The following is a 23,457-nucleotide window of genomic DNA, read 5'->3' on the forward strand; positions in this document are numbered from 1 at the left end:
CGCCCCGCCCGCCCCGTGAGGCGCGGTCTGGCGGCGGTCGGGTCGGGGGTGTTGATCGCGGCGTGCGTCCTCCTGCCGGCCGTCCAGTGCGGGGACGGCGGGCCGTCGGCGGCGGCTCCCGCGCGGGGCCGCGGCGGGGACGGCTTCAACGCCACCGACGTCATGTTCCTCCAGATGATGGTGCCGCATCAGGGGCAGGGCGTGCGGCTGGCCCGGCTGGCGCGGGACCGTCCCGTCCGGCCGGAGGTGAGGACGCTCGCCGCCGCGATCGAGACGACCGAGGTCGCCGAAATCAAGGACATGGCGGGACGCCTGCGCGGCTGGCACCGGCCGCCGACCGCCGACCCGCACGCGCACGCGCACGCGGCGCACGGCGGCATGCCCCAGACCACCGACAAGGAACTGAAAGCACTGGAACGCAGCCCCGGCGACCGTTTCGAACGCGAGTTCCTCAACCTGCTGATCGCCCACCAGGACGACGCCGTGCAGATGGCGCGGCTGGAGACCGGCAAGGGCGAGGACGCGTGGACGAAGCGGCTGGCACGGCGCGTCGACCGGTCCCGGTCGGCGCAGATCGCACGGATGCTGGCGCTCCTCGGCTCCCCGACCCCGAAGAACCTTCCACAGAAGTAGGTGTTCGGCATGCGAAGAACGATCGGATTAGTCCTCTGCTTCGTCGTCGTCGCGGCGCTGGCGGTCGCTCCCGCGCGGGCGGCGGAGCGGCTGACGGCCTCCTTCAGTCTGTCCGGAACGACCGGAAAGTACGTGGTCAGCAACCCCGGGACGGCCGCCGTGAGCGGCTGGAAGCTGACGTTCGAACTGCCGGCCGGCGTGACGGCGGGCAGCCCGCAGAACGCGTCACTGTCGCAGAACGGGACGACGGTGACGCTCACCCCCGCGTTCTCCATCGACACGATCAAGGCGGGCGGCAGCACCGAGCCGTACAGCCCGGCGTTCACGCTGAGCGCCGCCGCCCAGCCGGCGAACTGCACGCTGAACGGCGCGGCCTGCGACGGGACGGGTGCGCCGCCGCCGCTGCTCGAAGGCGTGACCGCGGAGTACTCGGTCAGCGGGACGAGCGCGAAGTTCATCGTCGCGAACCACACGTCCGCCGCGATCGACGACTGGACGATCGAGTTCACCCTCCCGGACGGGGTGACGGCGGGCAACGCCGCCAACGGCTCGATCAGCCAGAGCGGCAGTACGGTCACACTCAGCCCGGCGTACTACAACTCGACGATCGGGGCGGGCCGGACGACCGAGCCCTACAGCCCGACGTTCACCGTCAGCAGGTCCGGTGCGGAGCCGGCGGGCTGCCGCGTCAACGACGTCAACTGCGACGGGACCCCGGACGCGCCGCCGAGCGCCCCCGGCGGGCTGAAGCCGACGGTCACGACCACCAGGACCGTGTCGCTGGCGTGGGACGCGGCGGCACCGGGCAGCCTGCCGATCACCGCGTACGAGGTCTACAAGGGGTCGGCGCTCGCGACGACCGTCCCCGATACCGGCGCGACGGTCACCGGGCTCACGCCGGACACCGAGTACACGTTCACGGTGAAGGCCCGCGACCGGAAGGGGAACCTGTCCCCCGCCAGCGCGCCCGTCACCGTGAAGACGAACGACCCGGCGGACGACACGCAGGCGCCGTCCGTGCCGTCCGGGTTGAAGAGCACCGGCAAGGACTCGGCCAGCGTGAAGCTCGCGTGGACGGGCTCGTCCGACAACACCGGCGTCGCGAACTACGACGTGCTGGTGGACGGGAAGGCCGCCACGACCGTGACCGGGACGACCGCGACCGTCGCTGGGCTGTCGCCGTCCACCGAGTACTCGTTCACCGTCCGGGCGCGCGACCTCTACGACAACGTGTCCGCGGCGAGTACCGCCATCAAAGTGAAGACCGACGACGTGATCGGGGACGGTTACGCCCGCGTCGGCTACTTCGTCCAGTGGGGCATCTACGGCCGCCAGTACTTCGTGAAGAACCTCGACACGACCGGGAACGCCGCACGCCTCACCCACATCAACTACGCGTTCGCGAACATCGACCCGCAGAACCTGACGTGCCTGCAAGGCGTGACCAAGGGCACCACGTCCGACCCGCAGGACCCGGACCAGGGCGACGGCGCGGGTGACGCCGAGGCCGACTACGGGCGCCCGTTCAGCGCCGCGCAGTCGGTGGACGGCGTGGCCGACACCGGCTGGGAGAAGCTGCGCGGCAACTACAACCAGCTGAAGAAGCTGAAGGCGAAGTACCCGAAGCTGAAGGTGCTGATCTCGATCGGCGGCTGGACGTACTCGAAGTACTTCTCCGACGTCGCGAAGACCGACGCGTCCCGCAAGAAGTTCGCCGCCTCCTGCATCGACACCTACATCAAGGGCAACCTGCCGGACTACAACGGCGCGGGCGGGCCGGGCACGGCGGCCGGGATCTTCGACGGCATCGACCTCGACTGGGAGTGGCCGGGCGCCGAGGGGCACCCCGGCAACCACGTCAGCCCGGACGACAAGCACAACAACACGCTGCTGATCGCGGAGTTCCGCCGCCAGCTCGACGAGCTGACCAAGTCGACCGGCGAGCGGTACCTGCTCTCCGCGTTCACCCCCGCCGACCCGGCGAAGATCGATGCCGGCTGGGAACTGGCGGAGGTCGCCGAGTCCATGGACATCTTCAACATCCAGGGCTACGACTTCCACGGCGCGGGCAGCGACAACTCCTGGGAGCCCAACCGGACGGGCCACCAGGGCAACCTCTACACCGACACCGACGACCCGTACACGTTCCACTTCAGCGTCGAGAACGCGGTGCAGCCGTATCTGGACGCCGGGGTCAACCCGCGCAAGCTCACGATCGGCCTCGCCTACTACGGGCGCGGCTGGCAGAACGTGGCCGACGGCGGCAAGGGCGGCGAATGGCAGGCCGCGAAGGGAGCGGCACCCGGGCAGTTCCAGGAGGAGGCCGGGACTCGCGGTTACGGCAACCTTGTCTCCAGTCTCCCCAACTGCAAGATCACGCATGACGAACAGGCGGTGGCGACGTCCTGCTACACCGGCGACAACGGCCAGTGGTGGTCGTTCGACGACGCCTGGTCGATCCGGAAGAAGACCGAATGGCTCAAGAGCAAGAACCTGCTCGGAGCCATGATCTGGGAGATGTCCGGTGATCCGGGGGTCCTGACGAAGGCCCTGGATGACGGCCTGAGCTGAGCCCGTCCGAACCCGGGGCCGGCGTCGTTCCCCCGCTCGCGGCGCCGGCCCCGCTCCATGCCCTGGTGGCGGCAAGTCACCAGCGGTCGAGGTGCAGGATCTCGTCCAGCGGGACGCGGGCACCGGGGCGGAACGTCTCGCCGGTGTAGTAGGCGGTGGGGATGAGCGCGCCCTGGCGGACGTCGTCGGGCAGGCCGAGCAGTTCCGCCACTTCGCGCTCGTAGGCGAGGTGCAGGGACGTCCACGCGGTGCCGAGCCCGCGGGCGCGCGCCGCGAGGGCGTAGTTCCAGACGGCCGGGAGGAGCGATCCCCACAGGCCGGCCTGGTTGCCCTCCGGGAGCCGTCCGCCGTGCAGGCGCAGGCACGGGATCACGAGGACGGGCACGTCGCCCATGTGTTCGGCCAGGTAGGAGGCGCTCTCCCCGACGCGGCGCTGCACCTCGGCGCGGCCGGGATCGTCCTCGTAGGAGCCGGCGGAGGCGCCGCCCGCCTGCGCGTAGGCGGCGAACGAGCGCCGATAGTACTCGCCGATCTCCGCGCGGGTCTTCGGATCGGTCACCACGATCCATTGCCAGCCCTGCCGGTTGCTGCCGCTCGGCGCCTGGACGGCGATCTCCAGGCATTCGCGGACGAGGTCCATGGGCACGGGACGGTCCAGGTCGAGGCGTTTGCGGACGGTTCGCGTCGTGGTCAGCAGCTCGTCCGGGCTCAGCGGCAGCGTCGTCATGCGTCCATCGTCCCCCAGCGCGCCCACGCGCTCGCGGGCGACCCGGCCCACATGTTTGGACCAGGCGGTCCAAACATTCGTGGACCAGGCGGTCCAGTCTCCGCTATCGTCACTTCCATGGGACTTGAGGAACAGCTTCCGAGCGGCTTCCTGCTGAGCACGGTGGAGAAGCTCGCGGACTGGGCGCGGTCGAGTTCGCTGTGGCCGATGACCTTCGGGCTGGCCTGCTGCGGAATGGAGCTGATGGCCGCCGGGGATCCGCGGCACGACTTCTCCCGCTGGGGCATGGAACGCGCCTCGGCGACCCCGCGGCAGGCCGACGTGATGATCGTGGCGGGCCGGGTCAGCCAGAAGATGGCGCCGGTGCTGCGCCGGCTCTACGACCAGATGACCGGGCCGAAATGGGTCATCGCCATGGGGGTGTGCGCCTCGTCCGGCGGCATGTTCAACAACTACGCCGTGGTGCAGGGCGTCGACCACATCGTCCCCGTGGACGTCTACCTGCCCGGGTGCCCGCCGCGGCCGGAGATGCTGCTCGACGCGATCCTCAAGCTGCACGACCGGATCCAGAACGAGACCTTGGGCGCGCACCGGAAGGCGCAGGTCGCCGAACTCGATGAGCGGGCCTTGCCGGGGCACCGCCCGTCCCGGGCCGGCGCCTAGCGGTTCAGCCGGTCCCGACCATCCGGCGGATCACGCCGACCTGCAGGCATTTGATCCGCATGGCCTCGTCGGCGTCCGTCCGCCAGAGGTTCCGGAGGGCCCACGCGTCGATCGTCCACAGCGCGGCGAGGGTCAGCTCGCCCTGCAGGGACGGCGGCATGTCGTCGCGGACGGCGCCGGCGGCCCGCCCGGCGGCCAGCGCCCGGCCGAGCCAGTCGTCGATCCCGGCCCGCGCGCGGCCGAGCGGGCTGCCTTCGCCGGACGGGGCGCCCGTGGCGTAGAAGAGCCGCCAGAAGTCGATGAGCCGCGGATTGCGCCCGGCCACCTGCATGAGGTCGGTCCCGACCCGCTCCACCTCGTCCCAGAAACCGGGGGCGGCGAGGTCGCCCGGATCCGGGATCTTCAGGTCGCCGCGCAGCCCGTCGACGATCCGGGTGACCGCCGCGTCGAACAGCGCCTCTTTCGACTCGTAGTAGTAGTAAAAGGAGCTTTTGCTCATTCCGCAGGCCCGGATGATGCGGTTCAGCGAGGCGCCGTCGAATCCGTTGTCGGCGAATTCCCGCGTCGCCACGTCGAGCAGTTCGTCGCGCCGTTCCGGCGGCAGCGCGGCCTTCCTCGTTCCCACGCCCCGAGGATATCGGCCCGGCGGACGCGTTCGGCGGTGCGGATGGGGGTAGAGCATCTAGTCTGTCGTGATGGTTCCCGCTTCGGGTGTTTCACCCTCAACGTCCCGGCTTGGGTGGCTTGATGCGCTGCGAGGGGCGGCGGCCCTGGCGGTGGCCCTGCATCACGCGAGCTACGTGTACCTCCCCCGGTTACGCGTGCAGATGGCCGACTGGTTCGATCCCGGCCTCTTCGGCGTGCTCGTCTTCTTCCTCGTCAGCGGATACATCGTGCCCGCGTCGCTGGAACGCCGCGGCAGCGTGCGCGGGTTCTGGGTCGGCCGGTTCTTCCGCATCTACCCGCTGCTGGCGCTGACGTGCCTCCTCGCCGTCCTGCCGTTCCTGCTCGGAGTCCTCGGGCTGCGGGCGGGGCTGGAGAAGTACTCCCCCGCGACGGCCGTCATCGCGCACATGACGATGCTGCAGGACGTCCTGAACGTCCCGAACGCGATGAACGTGCTGTGGACGCTGTCCTACGAGATGGTCTTCTACCTGCTGATCGTCGCGCTGTTCGTGGTCGGCGGGCACCGCCGGTCGGCACCGGCCGCCGTCGTCCTCGTCGTGGTCGCGCTGGTCGCGGTCGCGCTCGCGGCCGGCGGGCTGCTCACCGGCGCGCACGCGCCGGCGGCCCTGCTGTCGCGCACCGCGGGGACGGGCCCGGTGGTCGCGGTGACGGCCGCCGCCCTCGTCGTGGCGATCGGCGCGGCCGTGTCCCGGCGGCCCGCGCCGCGGGTCGCGGGCGGGCTGCTCGGCGGGCTGCTCGGCGCCGTGCTGGTGACGGTCAACGGCCGCGTCGGCGCCTGGGAGGGCCTCGTCATGCTCGCGGTCATGTTCCTGGGCACCGCGATCCACCGCGCCGAGCACGGCCAGATCACCCGGCGCACGGGCCTGGCGGCCGGCATCCTGGTACTGGCGGGCGCGCTCGCCGCCGGCACCTGGAACGCCGCCCCCTACGGCCGGAACGCGCAACTGGTCTGGTGCGGCGCGGTGCTCGCGGCCGCCGCGACGTTCGCGGCGGCGTGGCACCTGCGGCACCGCCGGTTCCCCGCCTGGGCGACCGGCCTGGGCACCATCAGCTTCTCGGTCTACCTGCTGCATCCGCTGCTGCTGATGGTGGCCGCGCAGTTCCTCGGCTTCTCCGGACGCGAGGACACGGTCGGCCTGGCATTCTTCTTCCTCGTCCTGATCGCGGTCAGCTGGGCGTCGCAGCGCTGGATAGAGGCCCCCGCACAACGCCTGGGCCGCCGCTTCACCCGCCCCCCACGAATCGACAACCGCCTAGAACCCCAGCCCCTAGCCTCTTGACCGCTGTGATCGGCGTGTGATCGCGGGCGCCTACGGTTAATGGGTGACCCGCGACTACTACGCCGTCCTCGGTGTGCTGCGGGACGCGTCACAGGAGCAGATCAAAGCCGCCCGGCGGATACGGCTGCGCGAGGCCCACCCCGACGCGAACCCCGGTGATCCGACGGCGGTCGAACGTTTCCACCTCGTCTACAAGGCCGGCGAAATACTCGGGCATCCCGAGCGCCGCCGAATGTACGACGACTCGCTTCGCGAGGACACGACGGCGTTTGGTGGACGCGTCCAATGCCGTACCTGCCACGGCACGGGACGGCTCCCCGATCCCTGCTTCCGCTGCGACGGCAAAGGCTGGCGTTCCGCAACACCGCCATCGCGAGAGCGCGGTCAGACCTGCTACGAAGTGCTCGGAGTCGCGCAGGACGCGTCCGCGGCGCAGATCACCGAGGCGTACCGGAACATCGTGCGCGTCGAGGGAAAGCCGATCCCGGAAAGGGTGAAGTCGGCCTTCAGCCGGATCGGCGACCCCCGCCGCCGCGCAGGCTACGACCGCGGTCTCGGCATGACGACGAACGGCCGCGCGGGCGAGATCGACGTCCACGTCTCGCGGCGCGTCGCCCGGCAAGGGGCCGCCTCGCACGACTTCACCGTGCCCGACCGGGACCTGTGCCCGCATTGCGAAGGCGTCGGCCGCATCATGCTTCCCTGCCACAACTGCGAAGGGCGCGGCTACTGGCGCTGGGGCGGGTCGGCCACGAAATGCGACGCGTGCAGCGGCCGCGGCACCGACGAGCGAGCCTGTTTCAACTGCTCCTTCTCCGGATGGGTCGACGTCACTCGAACCCTGACCGGCCCGATTCCGGCCGGCTCAACCGAGAACTCGCGCATCACCGTCCGCGACGACCTTCTCGGCGTGGTCACCCTCCGCCTGGCCCTCGTCCCCGACTTCGCCCGGAGCAGCGAATGACCGTTGTCCGTGGCGACGACCATTCCGATACCCGCGCCGCGCTTCGGCATTGGCGGTCGCGGACGGGCCGCTAACGGGCGCGGTGGGGTAGAAGGGGGACGTGGGCGGCGCGCGAGGGGCGAGGAATCCGTGGGGTGCGGAGGTGATGGCCACCGGCGTCGTGTCCGTGGGGCTGCATCTCGCGGGGTTCGTGTGGGCGGCTCGGGTGCTGCTCGCGGTCACCGCGGCGCTGTGGGTGGTCCTGGCGGTGACGTTCTGCGCGCTGTTCGGCGGCGGTGTGACGCGCTGGCGGGAGGAGACGTCCACGCCGTCCGCGCTGACGACCGTGGCGGGCACCGGGGTGCTCGGCGACGGCGTCGCGATGATCTCCCATCCGGTGGCGGCCGCGGTGCTGCTCGGCCTCACCGCCGTGCTGTGGACGGTGCTGCTCCCCCGCGTCCTGCGGCAGCTGAGCCGACGCGTGCCGGGCGCCGCGTACCTGGTGACGGTCGCGACGCAGGCGGTGGCGGTGCTCGCGGCGACGCTGGCGGTCGAGCTGCCTGCGAAGTGGCTGGCATGGCCCGCCGTCACGATGCTCGCGCTCGGCCTCCTGCTGTACGTGCTGGTGCTGACGCGGTTCGACTTCGGTGAGCTGGTCGGCGGGGCGGGCGACCAGTGGGTGGTGGGCGGCAGCCTGTCCATCTCGGCGCTCGCGTCCGCGAAGGTGACGCTCGCGATGGACGCGCCGGCGCCCCTGGTGTGGCTGACGCTGGCGGTCCTCGCGGTGGCGCTCGCCTGGTACGCGGTCCTGGTGGGCTGCGAGGTGCTCCGGCCCCGGAGGGGCTACGACGGGCGCCGCTGGTCGACGGTGTTCCCGCTCGGCATGACGGCGGTCAGCGCGATGACGGCGGGGACCGCCTGCGGCGTCCCCTGGCTGGGGACGCTCGGCGAGGTCCTGCTGTGGCCCGCCGTCATCGCGTGGGCGCTCGTCGCGGCCGGGGCCGTGCGTCATGCCGCCGCGTCCGCGTGACCTGCCCGGCGGGGCTTCGGGAGGAACGCGACGATGGCCGTGCCGGCGGTGGTGATGAGGGCGGCGATCAGGAAGGCGGTCGAGTAGCCGTCCACGAGGTCGGACCCGGCCCTGGCGGCGGCCGTGCCGAGGACGGTGAGGCCGATCGCGCCGCCGATCGTGCGGGACGTGTTGACGACGCCCGCGACGGCGCCCGCCTCAGACGAGTCCGCACCGCTCGTGGACGCCTCCACCAGCGGGGTCATCAGGAGGCCGAAGCCGAGGGCCATGGTCGCGCCCGGTCCGAGGATGGCGGTGAGGAACGTCCCGTCGGCGTCCAGGACGAGGCTCTGCCAGGCGAACCCCGCGGCGGCCATCAGCCCGCCGATGCCCGCGAGGAGGCGCGCGCCGATGCGGGCCATGAGCGGCGGGGCGAGGCGGGAGCCGATGATGATGCCCGCGGTGTGCGGCAGGAACGACACGCCGGTGCGGACCGCGCTGTAGTGCAGGACGTTCTGCATGTAGAGCGACAGGAAGTACCAGAGCGCGAAGCCCGCCATCGTCCCGACGAGGGTGGCGAGGTTGCCGACCGCGACGCTGCGCAGCCTGAACAGCCGCAGCTGGACGAGCGGTTCCCGGGTGCGCGCCTCGACGGCGACGAACAGGGCGATCAGGACGAGTCCGGCGGTGATCGGGATCAGGGACGTCCAGCCGTGGTCCTCGGTCCGGCCGATGCCGAACGCGAGCAGCCCCACGCCGGCGGTCACCAGGACGGCGCCGGGCAGGTCGAGGCGGGCGCGCCGCGCGGTGTCGCGCTCGTCGCGGAGCCAGCGGGCGGCGATCACCGCGACGACCGCGCCGACCGGGACGTTGATCAGCAGCACCCAGCGCCAGCTGAGGTAGTCGGTCAGCAGCCCGCCGACGAGGCCGCCGGTGGCGCCGCCCGCGGTGCCGACGGCCGTCCACATGGCGATCGCCTTCGTCCGCGCCGGCCCCTCCGGGAACGTGCCGGTGACCAGCGACAGCGTGACGGGCGCGAGGATCGCGGCGCCGAGGCCCTGGGCGGCGCGAGCGGCGATCAGCATGGAGCCGTCCTGCGCGAACCCGCCGGCGAGGCTGGCGAGGGTGAACAGGCCGAGGCCGGTGATGAAGACCCGCTTGCGCCCGAAGAGGTCGGCGGCGCGCCCGCCGAGCAGCAGGAACCCGGCGAACGTCAGCGAGTAGGCGTTGACGACCCATTGCAGGCCGGTGGCGCCGAGGCCGAGGCCCTCGCGGATGTGGGGCAGGGCGACGTTGACGACGGAGATGTCCAGGACGACGAGGAACTGGCCGATGGACGCGGCGAGCAGCGCCGCCCAGCCGGGTGTCGCCCTGGCAGGGGGCCTCAGGGGCTTCAACGCGGGGTCCTGTGTCGTGTTCATGCCGTCCATGCTGATCGCCGAGGGGGTTCGCGCGCGTCGGGCGCCGGTCCCGGTCCGCCACGTCCGATGGGCCTAGGACCTCCGGGCCCGTCCATTTCGTCCTGAACCGGAGTCCGCCGTGCCGCGTCTACCAGGAAGCCGGTGATCACGTCGTGCGCGCGGGTCCCGGCCCGTCGGAAGGTGTGAATCCGGACGACTCGGAAACAAAGCACGCACCCAAGAGCATCGCCGGAGGTTTCATGCCCGACCCGCGGGACGACGACACGGCGGACCGCTTGATCGGCGACGCCCGGACCGTCCGGGAGCTGTTCGATCTGCTCCCGGCCCCGGTCGCCGGTGTGGAGGTCCCCGGCGACTACCGCGTGGTGGCGGCGAACGGCGCCTACCGGACGCTGATCGGCCGCGAGGGGTTCGTCGGCCGCTCCCTCAGCGCGCTGATGCCCGAGCTCATGGGGCAGCGGCTGTTCGGCGTGCTCGACCGCGTGTTCGCCTCGGGCGAGCCGGAGACGATCCGCGAATGGCGGATCCAGATCCCGACGGAGACCGGTCCCGGCGACATCCTCTACATCGACTGCGCCGTCATCCCGCAGCTGTCCGCGGACGGCGAGGTGACCCGGCTGCTGGCCTTCGTCCAGAACGTGACCGACAGCGTCGCCGACCGCAAGTCGGAGGAGCGGCGGGCGGACACGGCGGAGCGGCGCCTGGAGGAGGCCAGCGACGTCATCGAGATACTGCAGCGCAACCTGCTGCCGCCGGGCCTGCCGATCCTGCCGGGCCTGCAGATCGCGGGCAGCTACCTGCCCGCCGACGCCGAGACCGCCGGCGGCGACTGGTTCGACGCGGTCCCGCTGCCGGACGGCCGGACGGCGCTGGTCATCGGCGACGTGGTCGGGCACGGCGTCGCGGCGTCGGCGGCGATGGGGCAGCTCCGCGCCGTCCTGGAGGACCGCCTCGACCACAGCGGCGACATCGCCGAGGCGCTCGCCGCCGCCGACCGGCTCGCGGGCCGGCTGCCGGCCGCGCGCGCGGCGACGGTGTGCGTGGCGGCCGTGGACCCGGCCGGCGGAGCGGTGACGTACTGCACGGCCGGGCATCCGCCGCCGCTGCTGATCGCGTCCGGGGGCGACGGGCGCTACCTGCCGTCGTCGGGCGGCGGCCCGCTCGGCACCGGCTCGGCGTTCCCGCTCGCCCACGACCGGCTGGGCGTCGGCGACCATCTCGTCCTGTACAGCGACGGCATCATCGAGCGGCCCGGCGTCGACGTCAGCGCCGGCACCGTGGAGTTCGCGCGGGCCGCCGCGGACGTCGCCGCCGACCGGGCGCTGCGCGAGGAGTGGCTGTCCGCCGTGGACCGGGTGACGACGCAGACGATCGAGCTGCTGGTCCGGGAGACCGGGCACGCCGACGACATCACGCTGCTGGCCGCGCAGCGGACCGGCCTGCCGGCGCCGCTGCGGATGGACGAGCGGGCCCGGCCGGCGGTGATCCCGTCCGTCCGGCGGGCGCTGGACGACTGGCTGCACGGCCTCGGGACCCGCGCGGAGGACGCGATCCTGCTGCGGCACGCGGTCGGCGAGCTCGTCACCAACGTCGTCGAGCACGCCTACGGCTCGCCGCCCGGCCACGTGCGGGTGCGCGCCGAGGCCACCGGCCGCGGCTCGGTCGAGATCGAGGTCGCCGACGACGGGCGGTGGCGCGAGCACCGCCGGGAACCGGACCTCGAACGGGGCCGCGGCCTGGCCATGGCCGGTGACTTCGCCGACGACCTGCGCGTCGACGCGGAGTCGGCCGGGACGACGGCGACCATCCGGCACCGGCTGACCCGCCCGGCGCGGCTGCTCACCGCCGGGGACGTCACGCCGCCGCCCGCCCCCGCGAAGGACCTGCCGGAGCTGCTGCTGATCCTCGACCAGCCGTCGGAGCGCGCCCCGCGGATCCGGATGGACGGCCCCGTCGACGCCACCACCTCCGAGCAGCTGCGCGAGGAGCTGCGGATGCGCACCCGCGGCGGCACCGGGCCGCTCACCGTCGACCTGACCGGCGTCACCCATCTGGCCAGCGCCGGCGTGGCCGTCCTGTACGAGGCCGAAGCCCGGACCGGTGCCCCGCTGCTCCTCTACGCCCCGGCGGGCAGCCCCGCGCAGCACGTCATGGCCCTGGTCGCCCTCCCCCACACGACGACCGACCCCGGCTAGCCCGCTGCGGCAGGACGGCGGCCGCTCAACCCGCGATCGCCGCCTTCAGGACGTCGCGCAGCGGCGTCGGCGGGCGGCCGATCAGGTCGCCCATGGCCGGGTCGACGTGGGAGAACTCGCCTTGCCGGGTGGCGGCGAACATGCCGACGAGCATCTGGGCCGCGCTCTCGGGCACCCCGTGGCCCACGAGACCGGCGCGGTACTCGGCGTCCGAGACGACCGTCCGGCGGATCGTGCGTCCGGTCAGCTCGGAGGCGAGCGCCGCGACGCCGGCCATGTCGATCGCCTCGGCGGCGGTGAGAGCGGGGGTGGGTCCGTCGAACGGCTCCTTGGCCAGGATGACCGCGGCGGCCTCGGCCAGGTCGGCGTGGGCCGTCCAGGACACGGGACCGTCCTCCGGCACGGCCAGCTCGCCCGTCTGCAGGGCGGCGCCGAGCAGCCTCACCGTCGTGGACGCGTAGAAGCCGTTGCGCAGCGCGGTGAACGCCACGCCCGACTCCCTCAGCGCGGCCTCGGTCTCCGCATGGTCGGACATCGGCGGGAACGGCGAGGACGGGTTCACGCCCATGTGGCCGGTGTAGAGGATGCGGCGGGCGCCTGCCGCCTTGGCCCCCTCGATCGCGGCGCGGTGGGCGGCGACCACCTTCTCCCCGATGGCGTCCACGGAGACGATCAGAACCTGCGAGGCGCCCTCGAAGGCGTGCGCCAGGCTCGCGGGATCGCCGAAGTCCCCCTGCCGGACGCGGACGCCCCGCTCCTGGAACTCGTGCGCCTTCGCCGGCTCCCGGACGCTGAGCCCGACCCGCTCGGCGGGCACCCGTTCGAGCAGCCGCTCCACGACCGCGCGTCCGAGCAGCCCGTTCGCCCCGGTAACGATGATCACAACATCCTCCAGCCATGCCGAACCAGTGCTAACACGACAACGCTAGCACCGTTATCGAACCATCGCTAACGAGAAACTGTTATCGTCAGTACCGTGGACGATGACGGGCCGCGGGAGCGCATCCTCGCCGCCACGGCGAAGCTGCTCGCCGAGGGCGGCCGGGAGGCCGTGTCGACGCGCGCCGTGGGCGCCGCGGCCGGGGTCCAGGCCCCGACCATCTACCGGCTGTTCGGCGACAAGCAGGGACTGCTCGACGCCGCCGCGGCCGACGGCTTCGCCGCCTACCTGGCCGCCAAGACCGTCCCGGAACCCACGGGCGACCCCATCGAGGACCTGCGCACCGGCTGGGACCTGCACCTCGGCTTCGGCCTGGCCAACCCGGCGGTGTACCTGCTCATGAACGAGCCGCGCCCCGGGCCCGTCCCGCCGGCGGCCGTCGCGGGCATGGAGGTCCTCGCCGGGCTGATCCGCCGGATCGCCGAAGCCGGCCGGCTGCGCGTCCCCGAGGAACGCGCCGTCCAACTCGTCCACGCCGCGGGCTCCGGCGCCACCGTCACGCTGATCTCCATGCCCGCCGACCGGCGCGACCTTGAGCTGTCCGCGCTGGCCCGTGAGGCGGTCATCAGCGCGATCACGACCGACGCCCCGGCGGCCTCCTCCCCCGGCCCGGTCGGCGCCGCCGTCGCCCTTCGCGCCGTCCTCCCCCAGACCACCGCGCTGACCGAAGGCGAGCAGACCCTGCTAGACGAATGGCTGACCCGCATCGCCGCCACCTGACCCCGGCACGGCGCGGTTGCGGATGAGGGGGAGGTAGACCTCGTCCACGATCTCGATGAGGACCTCGTCGGGGGCGGTGGGCGCCCCGCGCATGACGAACTCGTTGCGGAGCAGGACCATGGCCACGGTGGCGACCCGGGGATGGAGGGCTTCGGGCGGCGCTTCGCCGCGGGCCACGGCACGGCCCAGGATGGTCAGCCAGGCGGCGGCGACACTGTCGGTGGACTGGTCCGGCAGCTGCGACAGCAGCTCCGAGGCGCCGCCTGCCGCGGCCATGAGGTCGCGCAGGATCCTGCCGAGCGGAGAGCTCCAGTGCCGGTTCGCGCGGCGCAGCTGCTCCAGGACGTCCCCGCGCAGGCTGCCGGTGTCGGGTAGCTGGACCGTGGTGGTCAGCTGCCGGTAGGCGGCGATGCCGAGTTCGAGGCGGTTCGGCCAGCGCCGGTAGATCGCGTTCTTGTTCGTGCCCGCGCGTCTGGCGACCCGGTCCATGGTCAGCCCGGCGTATCCGGCCTCGGTGAGCTCGCCGGCGGCGGCCCCGAGGATCGCCTCCTCCAGGGCGGCGCCGCGCCGCCGCCGTCCGGCCTCCGGCCGCCTCGTCGGATCGCCCGCCATGGCCCTCTTTCCTCAACCGGTACCGACCGTGCCTTCCAAGACTGGACTTGACGCAGGACGAGCGGCAACTAAGGTACGTCACGTACCTTAATTAGGAGGCAGGGCATGCGGGGCAAGGGCATCACCTACGACACCGGTTTCGTCCGGGACGGCGCGAACTCCCGGAAGCGGTTCGACCGGGACCTGGCCGAGCGGGAGCTGCGCGTCATCCGGGACGAGCTGCACTGCAACACGGTCCGCATCAGCGGCGCGGACCCCGACCGGCTGGAACTGGCCGCGTCGCTGGCCGCCGACCTGGGCCTGGAGGTCTGGTTCTCGCCGTATCCGCTCGAACTGACCGCCGAGGAGATGCTGTCGCTGTTCGCCGACTGCGCCGAGCGCGCGGAGCGCCTCCGGCAGCGGGGCGCCGAGGTCGTGTTCGTCACCGGCGCCGAGCTGAGCCTGATGAACAAGGGCTTCCTGCCCGGGGACAGCCTCAGCGAGCGGGTCGAAGCGCTGCTGAGCCAGCCGAACCGGGAGCGGATCGGCGAGGCCGCCACCAGGGTGAACGACTTCCTCGGCAAGGCCGTCCCGCTGGTCAGGGAGCGGTTCGGCGGCCGGGTCACCTACGCCTCCATCCAGCTCGACCGCGTCGACTGGACGCTCTTCGACATCGTGTCCATGGACCTGTACCGGTCGGCCGAGGTCGCCGACCGGTTCACGGAGGGCGTCCGGGCGCTCGTCGCCCAGGGGAAGCCGGTCGCGATCACCGAATTCGGCTCCGCCACCTGGCGCGGCGCCCCGGACGTGGGGGCACGCGGCCTGGAAATCGTGGAATACGACGAGGACACCGGCGAGCCGCTCCGCCTCAACGGCGACTACGACCGCGACGAGCCCGGCCAGGCCGCCTACCTGAGCGAACTACTGGACGTCTTCGAAGCGGAAGGCGTCGACAGCGCCTTCGTGTTCATCTTCGCCCTCTACGACCACCCGCACCGCCCTCACGGCACCCCCCGCGACGACCTGGACCTGGCCAGCTACGGCATAGTCAAGGTCTACGAAGACCGCCCCGGAGCCCCCTACCCCTGGGAGCCCAAAGCCGCCTTCACCACCGTCGCCAACCACTACCGAACCCACTGAGCCCTCGCGACGGGCGACACGTGCGGGCATCCACCACACAGCCTCGTCGACCAGGCCGGCGGCAAATGGATCTGGGCCCGAATACCCCCGTAGCCGCTGCTCTATCTGTGGCCGAAGCCGGTCAGAGGCAAGGCTATTGCAGGGCGCACCCACCAGGCGGCGATCCGCTACCTATGGGGGATGGGTACCGGGCTGAGCGTCACTACGAACGAAACTCCCGACGGGCGCCACATCGTCCACTACGACGGACAGTCCTTTGAGTTGACGTCGTTCTCGGGTGAGGTGATCTGCCCGGCAAGTGACGGGACGGCGCTCCATCACAGCCGGACCTGCAACCACATGGCCGGCTACGAGGACGGGTGGAAGATCTATCCCGACCAGGGCGGCGACCTGTGGCTACGTCTTCTCGAAGCCGCGCCGGCGGACGACGTGCGAGGACGTCAGGCGTTCGCCGAAGCCGCCGGACTGCGCAACGGGGCGGGCCGCCCGATTTCCAAGCTCTGCCAGACCTGCACCCTTGTTCCGCTCAGCAGCGTCGGTGGAATCACCACACCCGCGAAGCCGCTGTCAAAGGCTCTCGCCGAGTTCGACCGCACCGCCCTCGCGGCGCGGGTTGCCGAGGCGGAGTCGGAGGTCTCCCAGGTCACGCGTGACTTCCCGCTGGACGCCTGGCCGACCATGTCGCTTGAGCGGTATGCGCTGGGTACCGATGTGTACAAGCAATCCTTCAGCTATCGCATGGAATACGGCACCCGGAGTCTGTGTGACATCAGAGGCCGGACGGCCGGCAAGAACATCATCTACTGGAGCAAGAAACACAGCACGTGGAAGTATCCTGCCGAATACGGCGATGAGGTAGAGGCATGGGAGCGCGTGCGGGCGGGATTCGTCCAGGCATTCGACTCCGCCCGTGGTGACGGAGTCGCCTATGTCGACGCCATCGACGAACTGCGGACGGGCTTCGCGATCACCACCAAGGCGATCTCCTGCTACGTTCCCGGCGCGCTGATCCCCATCACCAACAAGGCGCACCTGCACGCATGCGTGTTCCGTCTGTCGGGCAAAGACGCGTCCAACTTGGACCCCTTCGCCGCGCATGAGCTGCTCAAGCAGCTCGTAGACGAAGATGAGCGCTTCGCCGGCTGGCAGCCGTACGAGGTGGCGTGGTTCTTGGACGAATGGGCCACCGCCAGTCCCGATCCCACAATTCTCATGGTGGCTCCTGGCGAGAAGGGCCGGTACTGGAACGACTGCCTTGAGGGCGGATACATGTGTGTCGGCTGGGACGAGGTGGGTGAGCTGACAAGGTTTGCCTCGGAAGAGGAGTTTCGCGCGGGATTCGAAGCCGCTGACCCGCATGGGCACAAGTCCACGAACTCCGTCAAAGCCAATGAACTATGGCGATTCCTCCAGCTCCGGCCCGGTGATCGTGTGATCGCGAACCGCGGCCACAAGGAGATCCTCGGAGTGGGAACCGTAACGTCGGAGGGCTATCGATGGCGGCCCGACCGGCCGGAGTACTTCAACACCGTGTCCGTCGACTGGGATACGGGATACGCGCAGACGCTGCCCGTATCCCAGCAGTTGAGTGGGCAGAAGACGGTACGGGACGTCCAGGCAGACCTTTGGCAGACCATCCAGTCCGGCGGGCGTGGCTCAACGCCGGAGGCGGAGATGGTCATTCCAGATGATCCGCTGTTCGACCAGCTCTCCGACCTGCTCGCACGCAAGGGGCAAGTCATCCTGTACGGGCCACCCGGGACCGGCAAGACGTACGCCAGCCTCCGGTTCGCGCTGCGTTGGCTCGGCACCCGACAAGAGCCCGTCAACGGGGTCGAGCCTCTGGCGAAATACGGCACCACCGAATTCCGCCAAAGCCTCAACGCACTTCACGAGGCCGGATACCTGACCCAGGTGACGTTTCATCCCGCGTACGGCTACGAGGACTTCATCGAGGGATTCCGTCCAGATGAGGGGGCTGACGGCGGGCTCCGGCTGGTATTGCGGGACGGGATCTTCAAGAGGGTGTGCAAAGCCGCCGAGGCGAATCCCAAGCAGCCGTACCTGCTGCTGATCGACGAGATCAACCGGGGGGACATACCGAAGATCCTCGGTGAGCTGATCACGTTGCTGGAGCCGGACAAGCGCGGCATGCACGTCATGCTTCCGAGCGGATGGCCGTTCGCCGTGCCGTCCAACGTCCACATCCTGGGGACGATGAACACGGCGGACCGCAGCATCCGGCTGCTGGACTCCGCGTTGCGGCGGCGGTTCGCGTTCCATGAGCTGCTGCCCGACACCGGCGTCCTGGACGGGCAGAAGGTCGGCGCCGTGGATCTCGGGCTGCTGCTTCGGGAGCTGAACGGCCGGGTCGTCAAGGAGCTGGGGCGGGAACGGCAGATCGGGCACTCGTTCTTCCTGTCCGGTGCCGAACCGGTGGACAGCGAGGCGGAGCTGGCGGCGGTCATCCGCACCGAGGTGCTGCCGCTGCTGCAGGAGTACGCCTATGACGACTACTCGATGCTGTCCCGGTTTCTCGGCGAGAGGATCGTGGACGTGCAGGCGCACACCGTCGCCGGGTTGAGCGACGAGCAGCTCGTCGAAGCGCTCTCGGCGGAGCTCCAGGCGAACGCGGGCGATTGATGGAGCCGATCGTCGTCGACGAGTACGAGAAGCGGCGTGTGCAGGGCGTTGCGCCCACCGCCGCCGACCTCGCCGTCGCCGAGTCGGAGGAGGTCTCGAAGAGGATCACGCTGCGCTGGTTGCGGGGCGACGCTCTGGAGATCGAGGCCGGGTCGCATGTGGGCGTGGTCGATCTGGAATGCGCGTCCGTTCACGTCCGGCCGAAGCTCGTGGGTTCGGAGCTCGGTGTGCTGCAGATGCTCGACTATGCCGCGGGGCTGGGGTCCCTGCGTGATCTGCCGCTGGTCCACCGGCTCGGTGAGGGCCTCGATCTGCGTGACCTTGTGTGCCTGCTGCTGACGAGGGAGTGCGACAGGCTGCTTCGGCACGGGCTGCGGCGGGATTATCTGCGGCGGGAGGAGTCGCTGCCGGTCGTCCGGGGGCGGCTGCTGGTGGAGCGGCAGGTCACGCACCGGTTCGGGATGCTCGACCGGCTGGAGTGCCGGTACGACGAGCGCAGCGGCGACATCCTCGACAACCGGCTCTGCGGGGCGGCGCTGCACCTCGCCGCCAGGACCGCGCGGGACACCGGTGTTCGAGCGCATGCGCGCCGGCTCGCCGCCGACTTCGCCGCCGTGTGCGCCTTGGACGGCTTCGACGTCCGGGCGGCTGTGGAGCGCCTCACGTACCACCGTGCGAACGAGCACTACCGCGAAGCGCACCGCTGGGCACGGATGCTGCTGGAGGGGACCTCGTTCCGCAGCCTCTACGCCAGCGCCGGAGGAACGACGCACGCGTTCCTGATCGACATGAACACGCTGTTCGAAGACTTCGTGACGCGGCTGCTGCGGGACGCGTTCGCCGGATCCGGCGTGGCCGTGCGCGCGCAGCTGTCTCTGCCGAGCGCCGTGCGAGGGTATGCCGGTTCCTACACGTCGATCCAGCCCGACGTGCAACTCGTCCAGGGGCACGGGACGAGGGCTCGGCGGTGTTCCGTGGACGCCAAGTACAAACTCTACGCGGACAAGAAGGTCGCGACCTCTGACCTATATCAAAGCTTCGTGTACGCACAGGCGGTCGGTAATTCGGACGAGCCGCCGGCCGCTTTCATCGTCTACCCCGCCGACCGTGACGTGCCGTCGAAAACGGTCAGCCTGCACCGTCACGACGGGGCCGTCGCGGCTCTGGTGACATATGTGGCGGTCAACGTGCCCTTGGTACTGCGGCCCGGCGACGCCCGAGAAGCATTGTTCGACCGGTTTCGCGGACTGATGGGATCGCCGTTTCATCGAGCGTGAGCGTTCGGGCTCATGGCCTTTCGCGCAGCTTTGCTGCGATGGCGTAGTGAATGTGGACGTCGCGGTAGGTGACGTTCTCCTCGACCTCGTCCGGCAGGTTCGTGCGGATGCTTCCGGACGTGGAGTCGTCGGCGGCGTCTTCGGTGAACTCGACTGAGCTGTCGGGGACGACCTCGAAGCGGAGTTCGTCGGCCTTCAGCTTGACGGTGAAGAGGATGTCCGCGGTGCGGCGGAGCTCGTCGTCGGGATAGTCGTCGCGGGTCATGATCAGTCCTTGGACTGCTGGGAGATCATTCGGAGCAGCGCCCGTCCGAGGTCGCGCACGGAGTCCTCGGTCTCGTGGAGCGCGCTCCGGAGCGTCGCGGCGTCCTGATCACCGTCGTCGGCGGCGGGGGCGTCTTCGGCGTCCTTCGAGTGGGTGTCGCCGGGTGGCGTGTCGTTCCGATCAGGGCTGGCCGCAGCGCCGTTTTGGATGGCTCCACCGGTTCTTTCACCGACGTCTTCGACCGCGTCGCCAGCGCTGCCGACATCGCGGACGCCTTCACCGGTGCCCTTCCCAACATCCTGAACAGCCCCGCCAGCGCCCTTCCCGACATCCCCGACCGCGCCACCGGCGCCCTCGCCCACGTTCTCGACGGCGCCACCGGCTCCCTCGCGGACGCCTTCACCAGCACCCTTCCCAACATCCTGAACAGCCCCACCTGCACCCTTGCCGACGTCCCGGACGGCGCCGCCCGCGCCTTCGCCTACGTTCTCGACCGCGCCGCCCGCGCCGCGGCCCACGTCGGCGACGGCGCCCCTTGCGCCCCTGCCGACCTCGCCCACCGCGGTGCCGGTACCGGCTCCGATGTCGCGGGCCGCTGACTCGACGCCGCGTCCGATGTGCTGGAGGATCTCCGGGTTGCGGTCGAGCGTGGTCAGCACGCGGTCGACGATGACGGCCACGTTGTCGAGCCGGACTTCGAGCTGCGCCTCCGCCTCGACGCCCTTGATCTCCAGCTTGACCCTGCCGAGGAACACGTCCGCGCCGACGTTCAGCCTCAGCATGTCGAGGACCTGGGCGACGAGGGAGACGTGCGCCTCAAGGTTCTCGACCTCAAGGGATATCTCGTCCACCTTGAGCTGCGGCACGTTGAGGTAGACGTCCGGCCCTTCACCGGCGCGTGGACGCTTGTCCGGGTTCAGGGCCCGGCCGGTCAGGCTTTCCGCCTCACCTCCGGGCTCGCTCCGCTCGGTCTCCGGCCTGCCGGACGTGTCGCCCATGGTTCCCCCCGCTGCTCGGTCTGCCCCGCTCCCTGGCTTCACTACCCCCATCAGCGGAAACATCAGGCCGTTGAGCTTTCGGCCTTCTCCTCGGCCGGGGCTTCGGGCTTGGTCTTCGCGTCGCTCTCGCCGTCAGCGCGGTGGTCCTCGCGGCCCCCGGCCTCCTCGTCCTCCTTGAGGGCGTCCTCGTGGGTCTTGACCACCTCGCCGTCGCGGATCTCGCCGCGCCAGCCCTCGACCTCGTCCTGCCTCAGCAGCGTCTGCGTCATCATGTGGCGCTTGATGTTCTTGAAGTCCAGGCGCAGGCGGCGGCCCTGGGCGCGCCAGAGGTTCGCGGTCTTCTCGAAGAAGCCGTCCGGGTGGTATTCGGCCACCAGGAGGACGCGCGTCATGGTGGGTGCCAGCTCGTGGAACGTCACGGCACCGTCGACATAGCCCTTGGAGCCCTTGGACGTCCAGACGATCCGCTCGTCCGGGACCTGCTCGGTGATCGTGGACTCCCAGCTGCGATGGGACAGGAAGATCTGCGCCCGCCAGTTGACCTTCTCGTCGGACTCCTGCTCGACGCTCTCCACCTTCTTGGTGAAGCTCGGATAGTCGGCGAACTGCGTCCACTGGTCGTAGGCGACCCGGCGCGGCAGGCCGACGTCGAACTCCTCGACGATGTTGATGACCTTGGCGCCGCCGCCCCCCTTGCCGCCTCCGGAGCCGCCGCCCACGGCGTTCTTCACCTTCTCCTTCGCGCCGGCCGCGCCCGCGCTGAGGCCCGCCTTGAGCGGGGAGTCGCCTTCGGCGAGCTTCTTCACGCCGGCGGCCGCCGCCTTCTTCCCGGCTCCGCCGCCGTCCGCGGCATCGTTCAGCCGCTCCGTCAGGCCCTCGATCCTGCCGCCGGCCTTTTCGAGCGTCCGCACCATGAGCGCTTGGACGAACTCACGGCCGGCCTCCTTGAGCTGCTCGACGGGGAGCTCCTGGCCCTTGCCGCCGCCACGGCCCCCGGTGTCGGTCTCCGTCATGATCAGCACTTCGCTTCCTCGCCGGCTCCCCTGACCCTGACGACATAGCCGAAGAAACCGCGACAAAACGACCAACAGCGCCGCTGACCAGCGAAAACGAAAGATCTACCATCCGCTTACGGTGGCGCGGGGCGCCCGACGAGCGGGTCCGGACGCGTCGCGAGAGCGGCGGAGTTCGCGGAGCAGCGGCAGGACGCCGGGACCGATCTCGGCGAGCGCGTCGCTCGCTGACTTGCGCTCGCCGTTTGCGTGACGGCGGCTGCGGCGGCCCGCGGAAGACTATTTCGCGTAGCGGGTGGCGATCGTGGTGGCGCGGTTGCGCAGGGAGGTGCGCAGCCACTGCGGGGCCAGGGCTTCCGCGTTCGTGGCGAGCTGCCACAGGGCCCATTCGGCGTGTCTCGAATCCTGGAAGGTCACCTCCAGCCGCAGCCGGCCGTCCGCTTCGGCCTCTTCGGCGAGGACGGCCAGCGCGGTGCCCGCCAGTTCGTCCCGCCGCGCCGGGTCCACCCGTACCAGGACGGCGACCTGGTCGCCGCCGGTCCGGAAGCGCGTGCTGCGCTCCTGCCAGGCGCGGTTCAGGTCGACCCGGTCCGGTCGCTGCGCGGGTTCGTCCAGTTCCTCGGCGGCCAGCACCCGCGACAGCCGGTAGGTGCGGTCCGCGCCGGACCTCGTGGCCAGCAGGTAGCCCTGGTCGCGGACGGTGACCAGGCCGATCGGGTCCACCGTCCGCCAATAGGGGGCCTGATCCACGGCTGCGTAGTGAATGCGCAGCCTGTGTCCGGCGAACACCGCGCGGCGGACCTCGGCCACGACGGCGTCGGGCACCTCCTCAGCGGCCTGCCGGCGCGAGAGGAGGTCGATCTCCGGGTCGATGAGCAGTCGCTGGACCGCTCCGGCCGCGGTGTCCCGCTGGCCTTCGGGTAGCGCGTCGACCACCTTGAGCATGGCCGAAGCGAGCGCCGAGCCGAGGCCGAACGCCTGCGCGCCGCGCCGCGATCCGGCGACCAGCAGGGCGAGCGCCTCGTCGTGGTTCAGCCCGGTCAGCTCGGTCCGGAAACCGGGCAGCAACGCGAAACCGCCGTGCCGGCCGCGTTCGGCGTAGACCGGGACGCCGGCCGCGGACAGCGCGTCGATGTCGCGCAGCACGGTGCGCGTGGACACCTCCAGCTCGCGGGCCAGGGCGGTCGCGGACAGCCGGCCGTGCTGCCGCAGCAGCAGCACCAGCGAGACCAACCGGTCGGCGCGCATACGTGAACCCTCCGAAATACACGACACAGGATGTCGTGATTCGTTGGGAGGCTACCGGAGCCGAAGGACCTGCAAAAGAATGGAGCCGATGTGGCGATGGAGCGAACGGCGGTCAACCCGTGGGCGTGGTCGGTGCAGATGGGCTACAACCAGGGCGAGATCGTCTCCGGGCACACCCGGACCCTGTACTGCTCCGGGCAGACCGCGATGAGCGGCGAGGGCAAGCCCGAGCACGCCGGTGACATGGCGGCGCAGCTGGCGCTGAGCCTCGACAACTTGGAGGCCGTGCTCGGCGAGGCCGGCATGGCTCTCGCGGACCTCGTCCGGCTCAACGTCTACACCACCGACGTCGACCGGCTCTTCGAGCACTACGGCGTGCTGGCGTCGCGATTGGGCGCCGCCGGGGTGGCACCGTCCACCACGATGCTCGGGGTGACGCGGCTGGCGGTCCCCGATCTGATGGTCGAGCTTGAGGGGACCGCCGTCGCGTGAT

General features: G+C 70.9%; 21 protein-coding genes. 12 read left to right on the forward strand and 9 right to left on the reverse strand.

The window, feature by feature from the left end; translation table 11 throughout:
• Positions 1–633: DUF305 domain-containing protein (locus tag E1293_RS10325; protein ID WP_207938771.1), on the forward strand; the 633-nt coding region annotated here is incomplete at its 5' end.
• 9 nt (positions 634–642) lie between these two features.
• Positions 643–3,204 carry a glycosyl hydrolase family 18 protein gene (locus tag E1293_RS10330; protein ID WP_132196336.1) on the forward strand — a complete coding sequence of 854 codons (2,562 nt, stop codon included), beginning with the start codon at positions 643–645 and terminating at the stop codon, positions 3,202–3,204.
• 76 nt (positions 3,205–3,280) lie between these two features.
• On the opposite strand, the gene E1293_RS10335 is transcribed toward E1293_RS10330, so the two are convergent.
• Complete coding sequence (locus E1293_RS10335; RefSeq protein ID WP_132196338.1) at positions 3,281–3,931, reverse strand: nitroreductase family protein; 651 nt, start codon at positions 3,929–3,931, stop codon at positions 3,281–3,283.
• 117 nt (positions 3,932–4,048) lie between these two features.
• Here E1293_RS10335 and E1293_RS10340 point away from each other — a divergent pair, with 117 nt between their 5' ends.
• Entirely contained in the window at positions 4,049–4,594 is a 546-nt protein-coding gene (locus E1293_RS10340; RefSeq protein WP_132196340.1) for a NuoB/complex I 20 kDa subunit family protein, read from the forward strand.
• Positions 4,595–4,598: 4 nt separating this feature from the next.
• Here E1293_RS10340 and E1293_RS10345 read toward each other — a convergent pair whose 3' ends face one another.
• Positions 4,599–5,219, reverse strand: coding sequence for a TetR/AcrR family transcriptional regulator (locus tag E1293_RS10345; protein WP_165978162.1), 621 nt, complete (start codon positions 5,217–5,219; stop codon positions 4,599–4,601).
• A 70-nt stretch (positions 5,220–5,289) separates the two neighbouring features.
• Here E1293_RS10345 and E1293_RS10350 point away from each other — a divergent pair, with 70 nt between their 5' ends.
• The 3 genes from E1293_RS10350 (at position 5,290) to E1293_RS10360 (ending at position 8,534) form a co-directional block, all read left to right on the forward strand.
• A complete protein-coding gene (locus E1293_RS10350; protein WP_132196344.1) occupies positions 5,290–6,561 on the forward strand; it encodes an acyltransferase family protein in 1,272 nt (423 codons plus the stop codon).
• 43 nt (positions 6,562–6,604) lie between these two features.
• Positions 6,605–7,525, forward strand: a complete 921-nt coding sequence (locus E1293_RS10355; protein ID WP_132196346.1) for a J domain-containing protein — start codon at positions 6,605–6,607, stop codon at positions 7,523–7,525.
• Positions 7,526–7,670: 145 nt separating this feature from the next.
• The gene (locus E1293_RS10360; RefSeq protein ID WP_132196348.1) at positions 7,671–8,534 is read left to right on the forward strand and encodes a tellurite resistance/C4-dicarboxylate transporter family protein; all 864 of its coding nucleotides are present in this window, start codon (positions 7,671–7,673) and stop codon (positions 8,532–8,534) included.
• Here E1293_RS10360 and E1293_RS10365 read toward each other — a convergent pair.
• Positions 8,513–9,934 carry an MFS transporter gene (locus E1293_RS10365; RefSeq protein ID WP_132196350.1) on the reverse strand — a complete coding sequence of 474 codons (1,422 nt, stop codon included), beginning with the start codon at positions 9,932–9,934 and terminating at the stop codon, positions 8,513–8,515. The genes E1293_RS10360 and E1293_RS10365 overlap by 22 nt on opposite strands.
• 239 nt (positions 9,935–10,173) lie before the next feature.
• Here E1293_RS10365 and E1293_RS10370 point away from each other — a divergent pair, with 239 nt between their 5' ends.
• Positions 10,174–12,129 (forward strand): SpoIIE family protein phosphatase, encoded by a 1,956-nt coding sequence (locus E1293_RS10370; RefSeq protein ID WP_132196352.1) that lies wholly within the window; start codon positions 10,174–10,176, stop codon positions 12,127–12,129.
• A 25-nt stretch (positions 12,130–12,154) separates the two neighbouring features.
• On the opposite strand, the gene E1293_RS10375 is transcribed toward E1293_RS10370, so the two are convergent.
• Entirely contained in the window at positions 12,155–13,012 is an 858-nt protein-coding gene (locus E1293_RS10375) for an NAD(P)H-binding protein (RefSeq protein ID WP_132196354.1), read from the reverse strand.
• Between the two features lie 93 nt (positions 13,013–13,105).
• Between E1293_RS10375 and E1293_RS10380 the strand changes: the two genes are divergently transcribed.
• On the forward strand, positions 13,106–13,789 hold the full coding sequence (locus tag E1293_RS10380; RefSeq protein WP_132196356.1) for a TetR/AcrR family transcriptional regulator: 684 nt from the start codon (positions 13,106–13,108) through the stop codon (positions 13,787–13,789).
• On the opposite strand, the gene E1293_RS10385 is transcribed toward E1293_RS10380, so the two are convergent.
• Positions 13,754–14,401: a TetR/AcrR family transcriptional regulator gene (locus E1293_RS10385; protein WP_132196358.1), complete on the reverse strand. Its 648-nt coding sequence runs from the start codon at positions 14,399–14,401 to the stop codon at positions 13,754–13,756. The two genes, E1293_RS10380 and E1293_RS10385, sit on opposite strands and share 36 nt — an antisense overlap.
• A gap of 105 nt (positions 14,402–14,506) precedes the next feature.
• Here E1293_RS10385 and E1293_RS10390 point away from each other — a divergent pair, with 105 nt between their 5' ends.
• The 3 genes from E1293_RS10390 (at position 14,507) to E1293_RS10400 (ending at position 19,440) form a co-directional block, all read left to right on the forward strand.
• On the forward strand, positions 14,507–15,520 hold the full coding sequence (locus E1293_RS10390) for a hypothetical protein (protein WP_132196360.1): 1,014 nt from the start codon (positions 14,507–14,509) through the stop codon (positions 15,518–15,520).
• 180 nt (positions 15,521–15,700) lie between these two features.
• Complete coding sequence (locus tag E1293_RS10395) at positions 15,701–18,163, forward strand: AAA family ATPase (protein ID WP_132196362.1); 2,463 nt, start codon at positions 15,701–15,703, stop codon at positions 18,161–18,163.
• Positions 18,163–19,440 carry an McrC family protein gene (locus E1293_RS10400; RefSeq protein ID WP_132196364.1) on the forward strand — a complete coding sequence of 426 codons (1,278 nt, stop codon included), beginning with the start codon at positions 18,163–18,165 and terminating at the stop codon, positions 19,438–19,440. The genes E1293_RS10395 and E1293_RS10400 overlap by 1 nt, the downstream gene beginning before the upstream one ends.
• Before the next feature lie 10 nt (positions 19,441–19,450).
• Here the strand turns inward: E1293_RS10400 and E1293_RS10405 are convergent, their stop codons facing one another.
• The 4 genes from E1293_RS10405 to E1293_RS10420 all read right to left on the reverse strand — a co-directional run bounded on the left by E1293_RS10405 (position 19,451) and on the right by E1293_RS10420 (position 22,964).
• Positions 19,451–19,705 (reverse strand): hypothetical protein, encoded by a 255-nt coding sequence (locus E1293_RS10405; protein ID WP_132196366.1) that lies wholly within the window; start codon positions 19,703–19,705, stop codon positions 19,451–19,453.
• A 2-nt stretch (positions 19,706–19,707) separates the two neighbouring features.
• Entirely contained in the window at positions 19,708–20,703 is a 996-nt protein-coding gene (locus tag E1293_RS50155) for a hypothetical protein (protein ID WP_132196368.1), read from the reverse strand.
• Positions 20,704–20,765: 62 nt separating this feature from the next.
• On the reverse strand, positions 20,766–21,716 hold the full coding sequence (locus E1293_RS10415; protein ID WP_132196370.1) for an SRPBCC family protein: 951 nt from the start codon (positions 21,714–21,716) through the stop codon (positions 20,766–20,768).
• Positions 21,717–21,995: 279 nt separating this feature from the next.
• Positions 21,996–22,964 carry a helix-turn-helix transcriptional regulator gene (locus E1293_RS10420; protein WP_132196372.1) on the reverse strand — a complete coding sequence of 323 codons (969 nt, stop codon included), beginning with the start codon at positions 22,962–22,964 and terminating at the stop codon, positions 21,996–21,998.
• Positions 22,965–23,060: 96 nt separating this feature from the next.
• On the opposite strand from E1293_RS10420, the gene E1293_RS10425 reads away from it, so the two are divergent.
• A complete protein-coding gene (locus tag E1293_RS10425; protein ID WP_132196374.1) occupies positions 23,061–23,456 on the forward strand; it encodes a RidA family protein in 396 nt (131 codons plus the stop codon).
• Position 23,457: the final 1 nt, after the last annotated feature.

The sequence above is a fragment of the Actinomadura darangshiensis genome, from assembly GCF_004349235.1.
In the GTDB taxonomy this organism is placed as follows: Bacteria; Actinomycetota; Actinomycetes; order Streptosporangiales; family Streptosporangiaceae; genus Spirillospora; species Spirillospora darangshiensis.

What these genes read in the sequence shown, in the direction of transcription:
- E1293_RS10330 (WP_132196336.1), top strand. Translation starts at nt 643, where the DNA reads ATGCGAAGAACGATCGGATTAGTCCTCTGCTTCGTCGTCGTCGCGGCG.
- E1293_RS10335 (WP_132196338.1), bottom strand. Translation starts at nt 3,931, where the DNA reads ATGACGACGCTGCCGCTGAGCCCGGACGAGCTGCTGACCACGACGCGA.
- E1293_RS10340 (WP_132196340.1), top strand. Translation starts at nt 4,049, where the DNA reads ATGGGACTTGAGGAACAGCTTCCGAGCGGCTTCCTGCTGAGCACGGTG.
- E1293_RS10350 (WP_132196344.1), top strand. Translation starts at nt 5,290, where the DNA reads ATGGTTCCCGCTTCGGGTGTTTCACCCTCAACGTCCCGGCTTGGGTGG.
- E1293_RS10360 (WP_132196348.1), top strand. Translation starts at nt 7,671, where the DNA reads ATGGCCACCGGCGTCGTGTCCGTGGGGCTGCATCTCGCGGGGTTCGTG.
- E1293_RS10365 (WP_132196350.1), bottom strand. Translation starts at nt 9,934, where the DNA reads ATGAACACGACACAGGACCCCGCGTTGAAGCCCCTGAGGCCCCCTGCC.
- E1293_RS10370 (WP_132196352.1), top strand. Translation starts at nt 10,174, where the DNA reads ATGCCCGACCCGCGGGACGACGACACGGCGGACCGCTTGATCGGCGAC.
- E1293_RS10385 (WP_132196358.1), bottom strand. Translation starts at nt 14,401, where the DNA reads ATGGCGGGCGATCCGACGAGGCGGCCGGAGGCCGGACGGCGGCGGCGC.
- E1293_RS10390 (WP_132196360.1), top strand. Translation starts at nt 14,507, where the DNA reads ATGCGGGGCAAGGGCATCACCTACGACACCGGTTTCGTCCGGGACGGC.
- E1293_RS10395 (WP_132196362.1), top strand. Translation starts at nt 15,701, where the DNA reads ATGGGTACCGGGCTGAGCGTCACTACGAACGAAACTCCCGACGGGCGC.
- E1293_RS10400 (WP_132196364.1), top strand. Translation starts at nt 18,163, where the DNA reads ATGGAGCCGATCGTCGTCGACGAGTACGAGAAGCGGCGTGTGCAGGGC.
- E1293_RS10405 (WP_132196366.1), bottom strand. Translation starts at nt 19,705, where the DNA reads ATGACCCGCGACGACTATCCCGACGACGAGCTCCGCCGCACCGCGGAC.
- E1293_RS50155 (WP_132196368.1), bottom strand. Translation starts at nt 20,703, where the DNA reads ATGGGCGACACGTCCGGCAGGCCGGAGACCGAGCGGAGCGAGCCCGGA.
- E1293_RS10415 (WP_132196370.1), bottom strand. Translation starts at nt 21,716, where the DNA reads ATGACGGAGACCGACACCGGGGGCCGTGGCGGCGGCAAGGGCCAGGAG.
- E1293_RS10420 (WP_132196372.1), bottom strand. Translation starts at nt 22,964, where the DNA reads ATGCGCGCCGACCGGTTGGTCTCGCTGGTGCTGCTGCTGCGGCAGCAC.
- E1293_RS10425 (WP_132196374.1), top strand. Translation starts at nt 23,061, where the DNA reads ATGGAGCGAACGGCGGTCAACCCGTGGGCGTGGTCGGTGCAGATGGGC.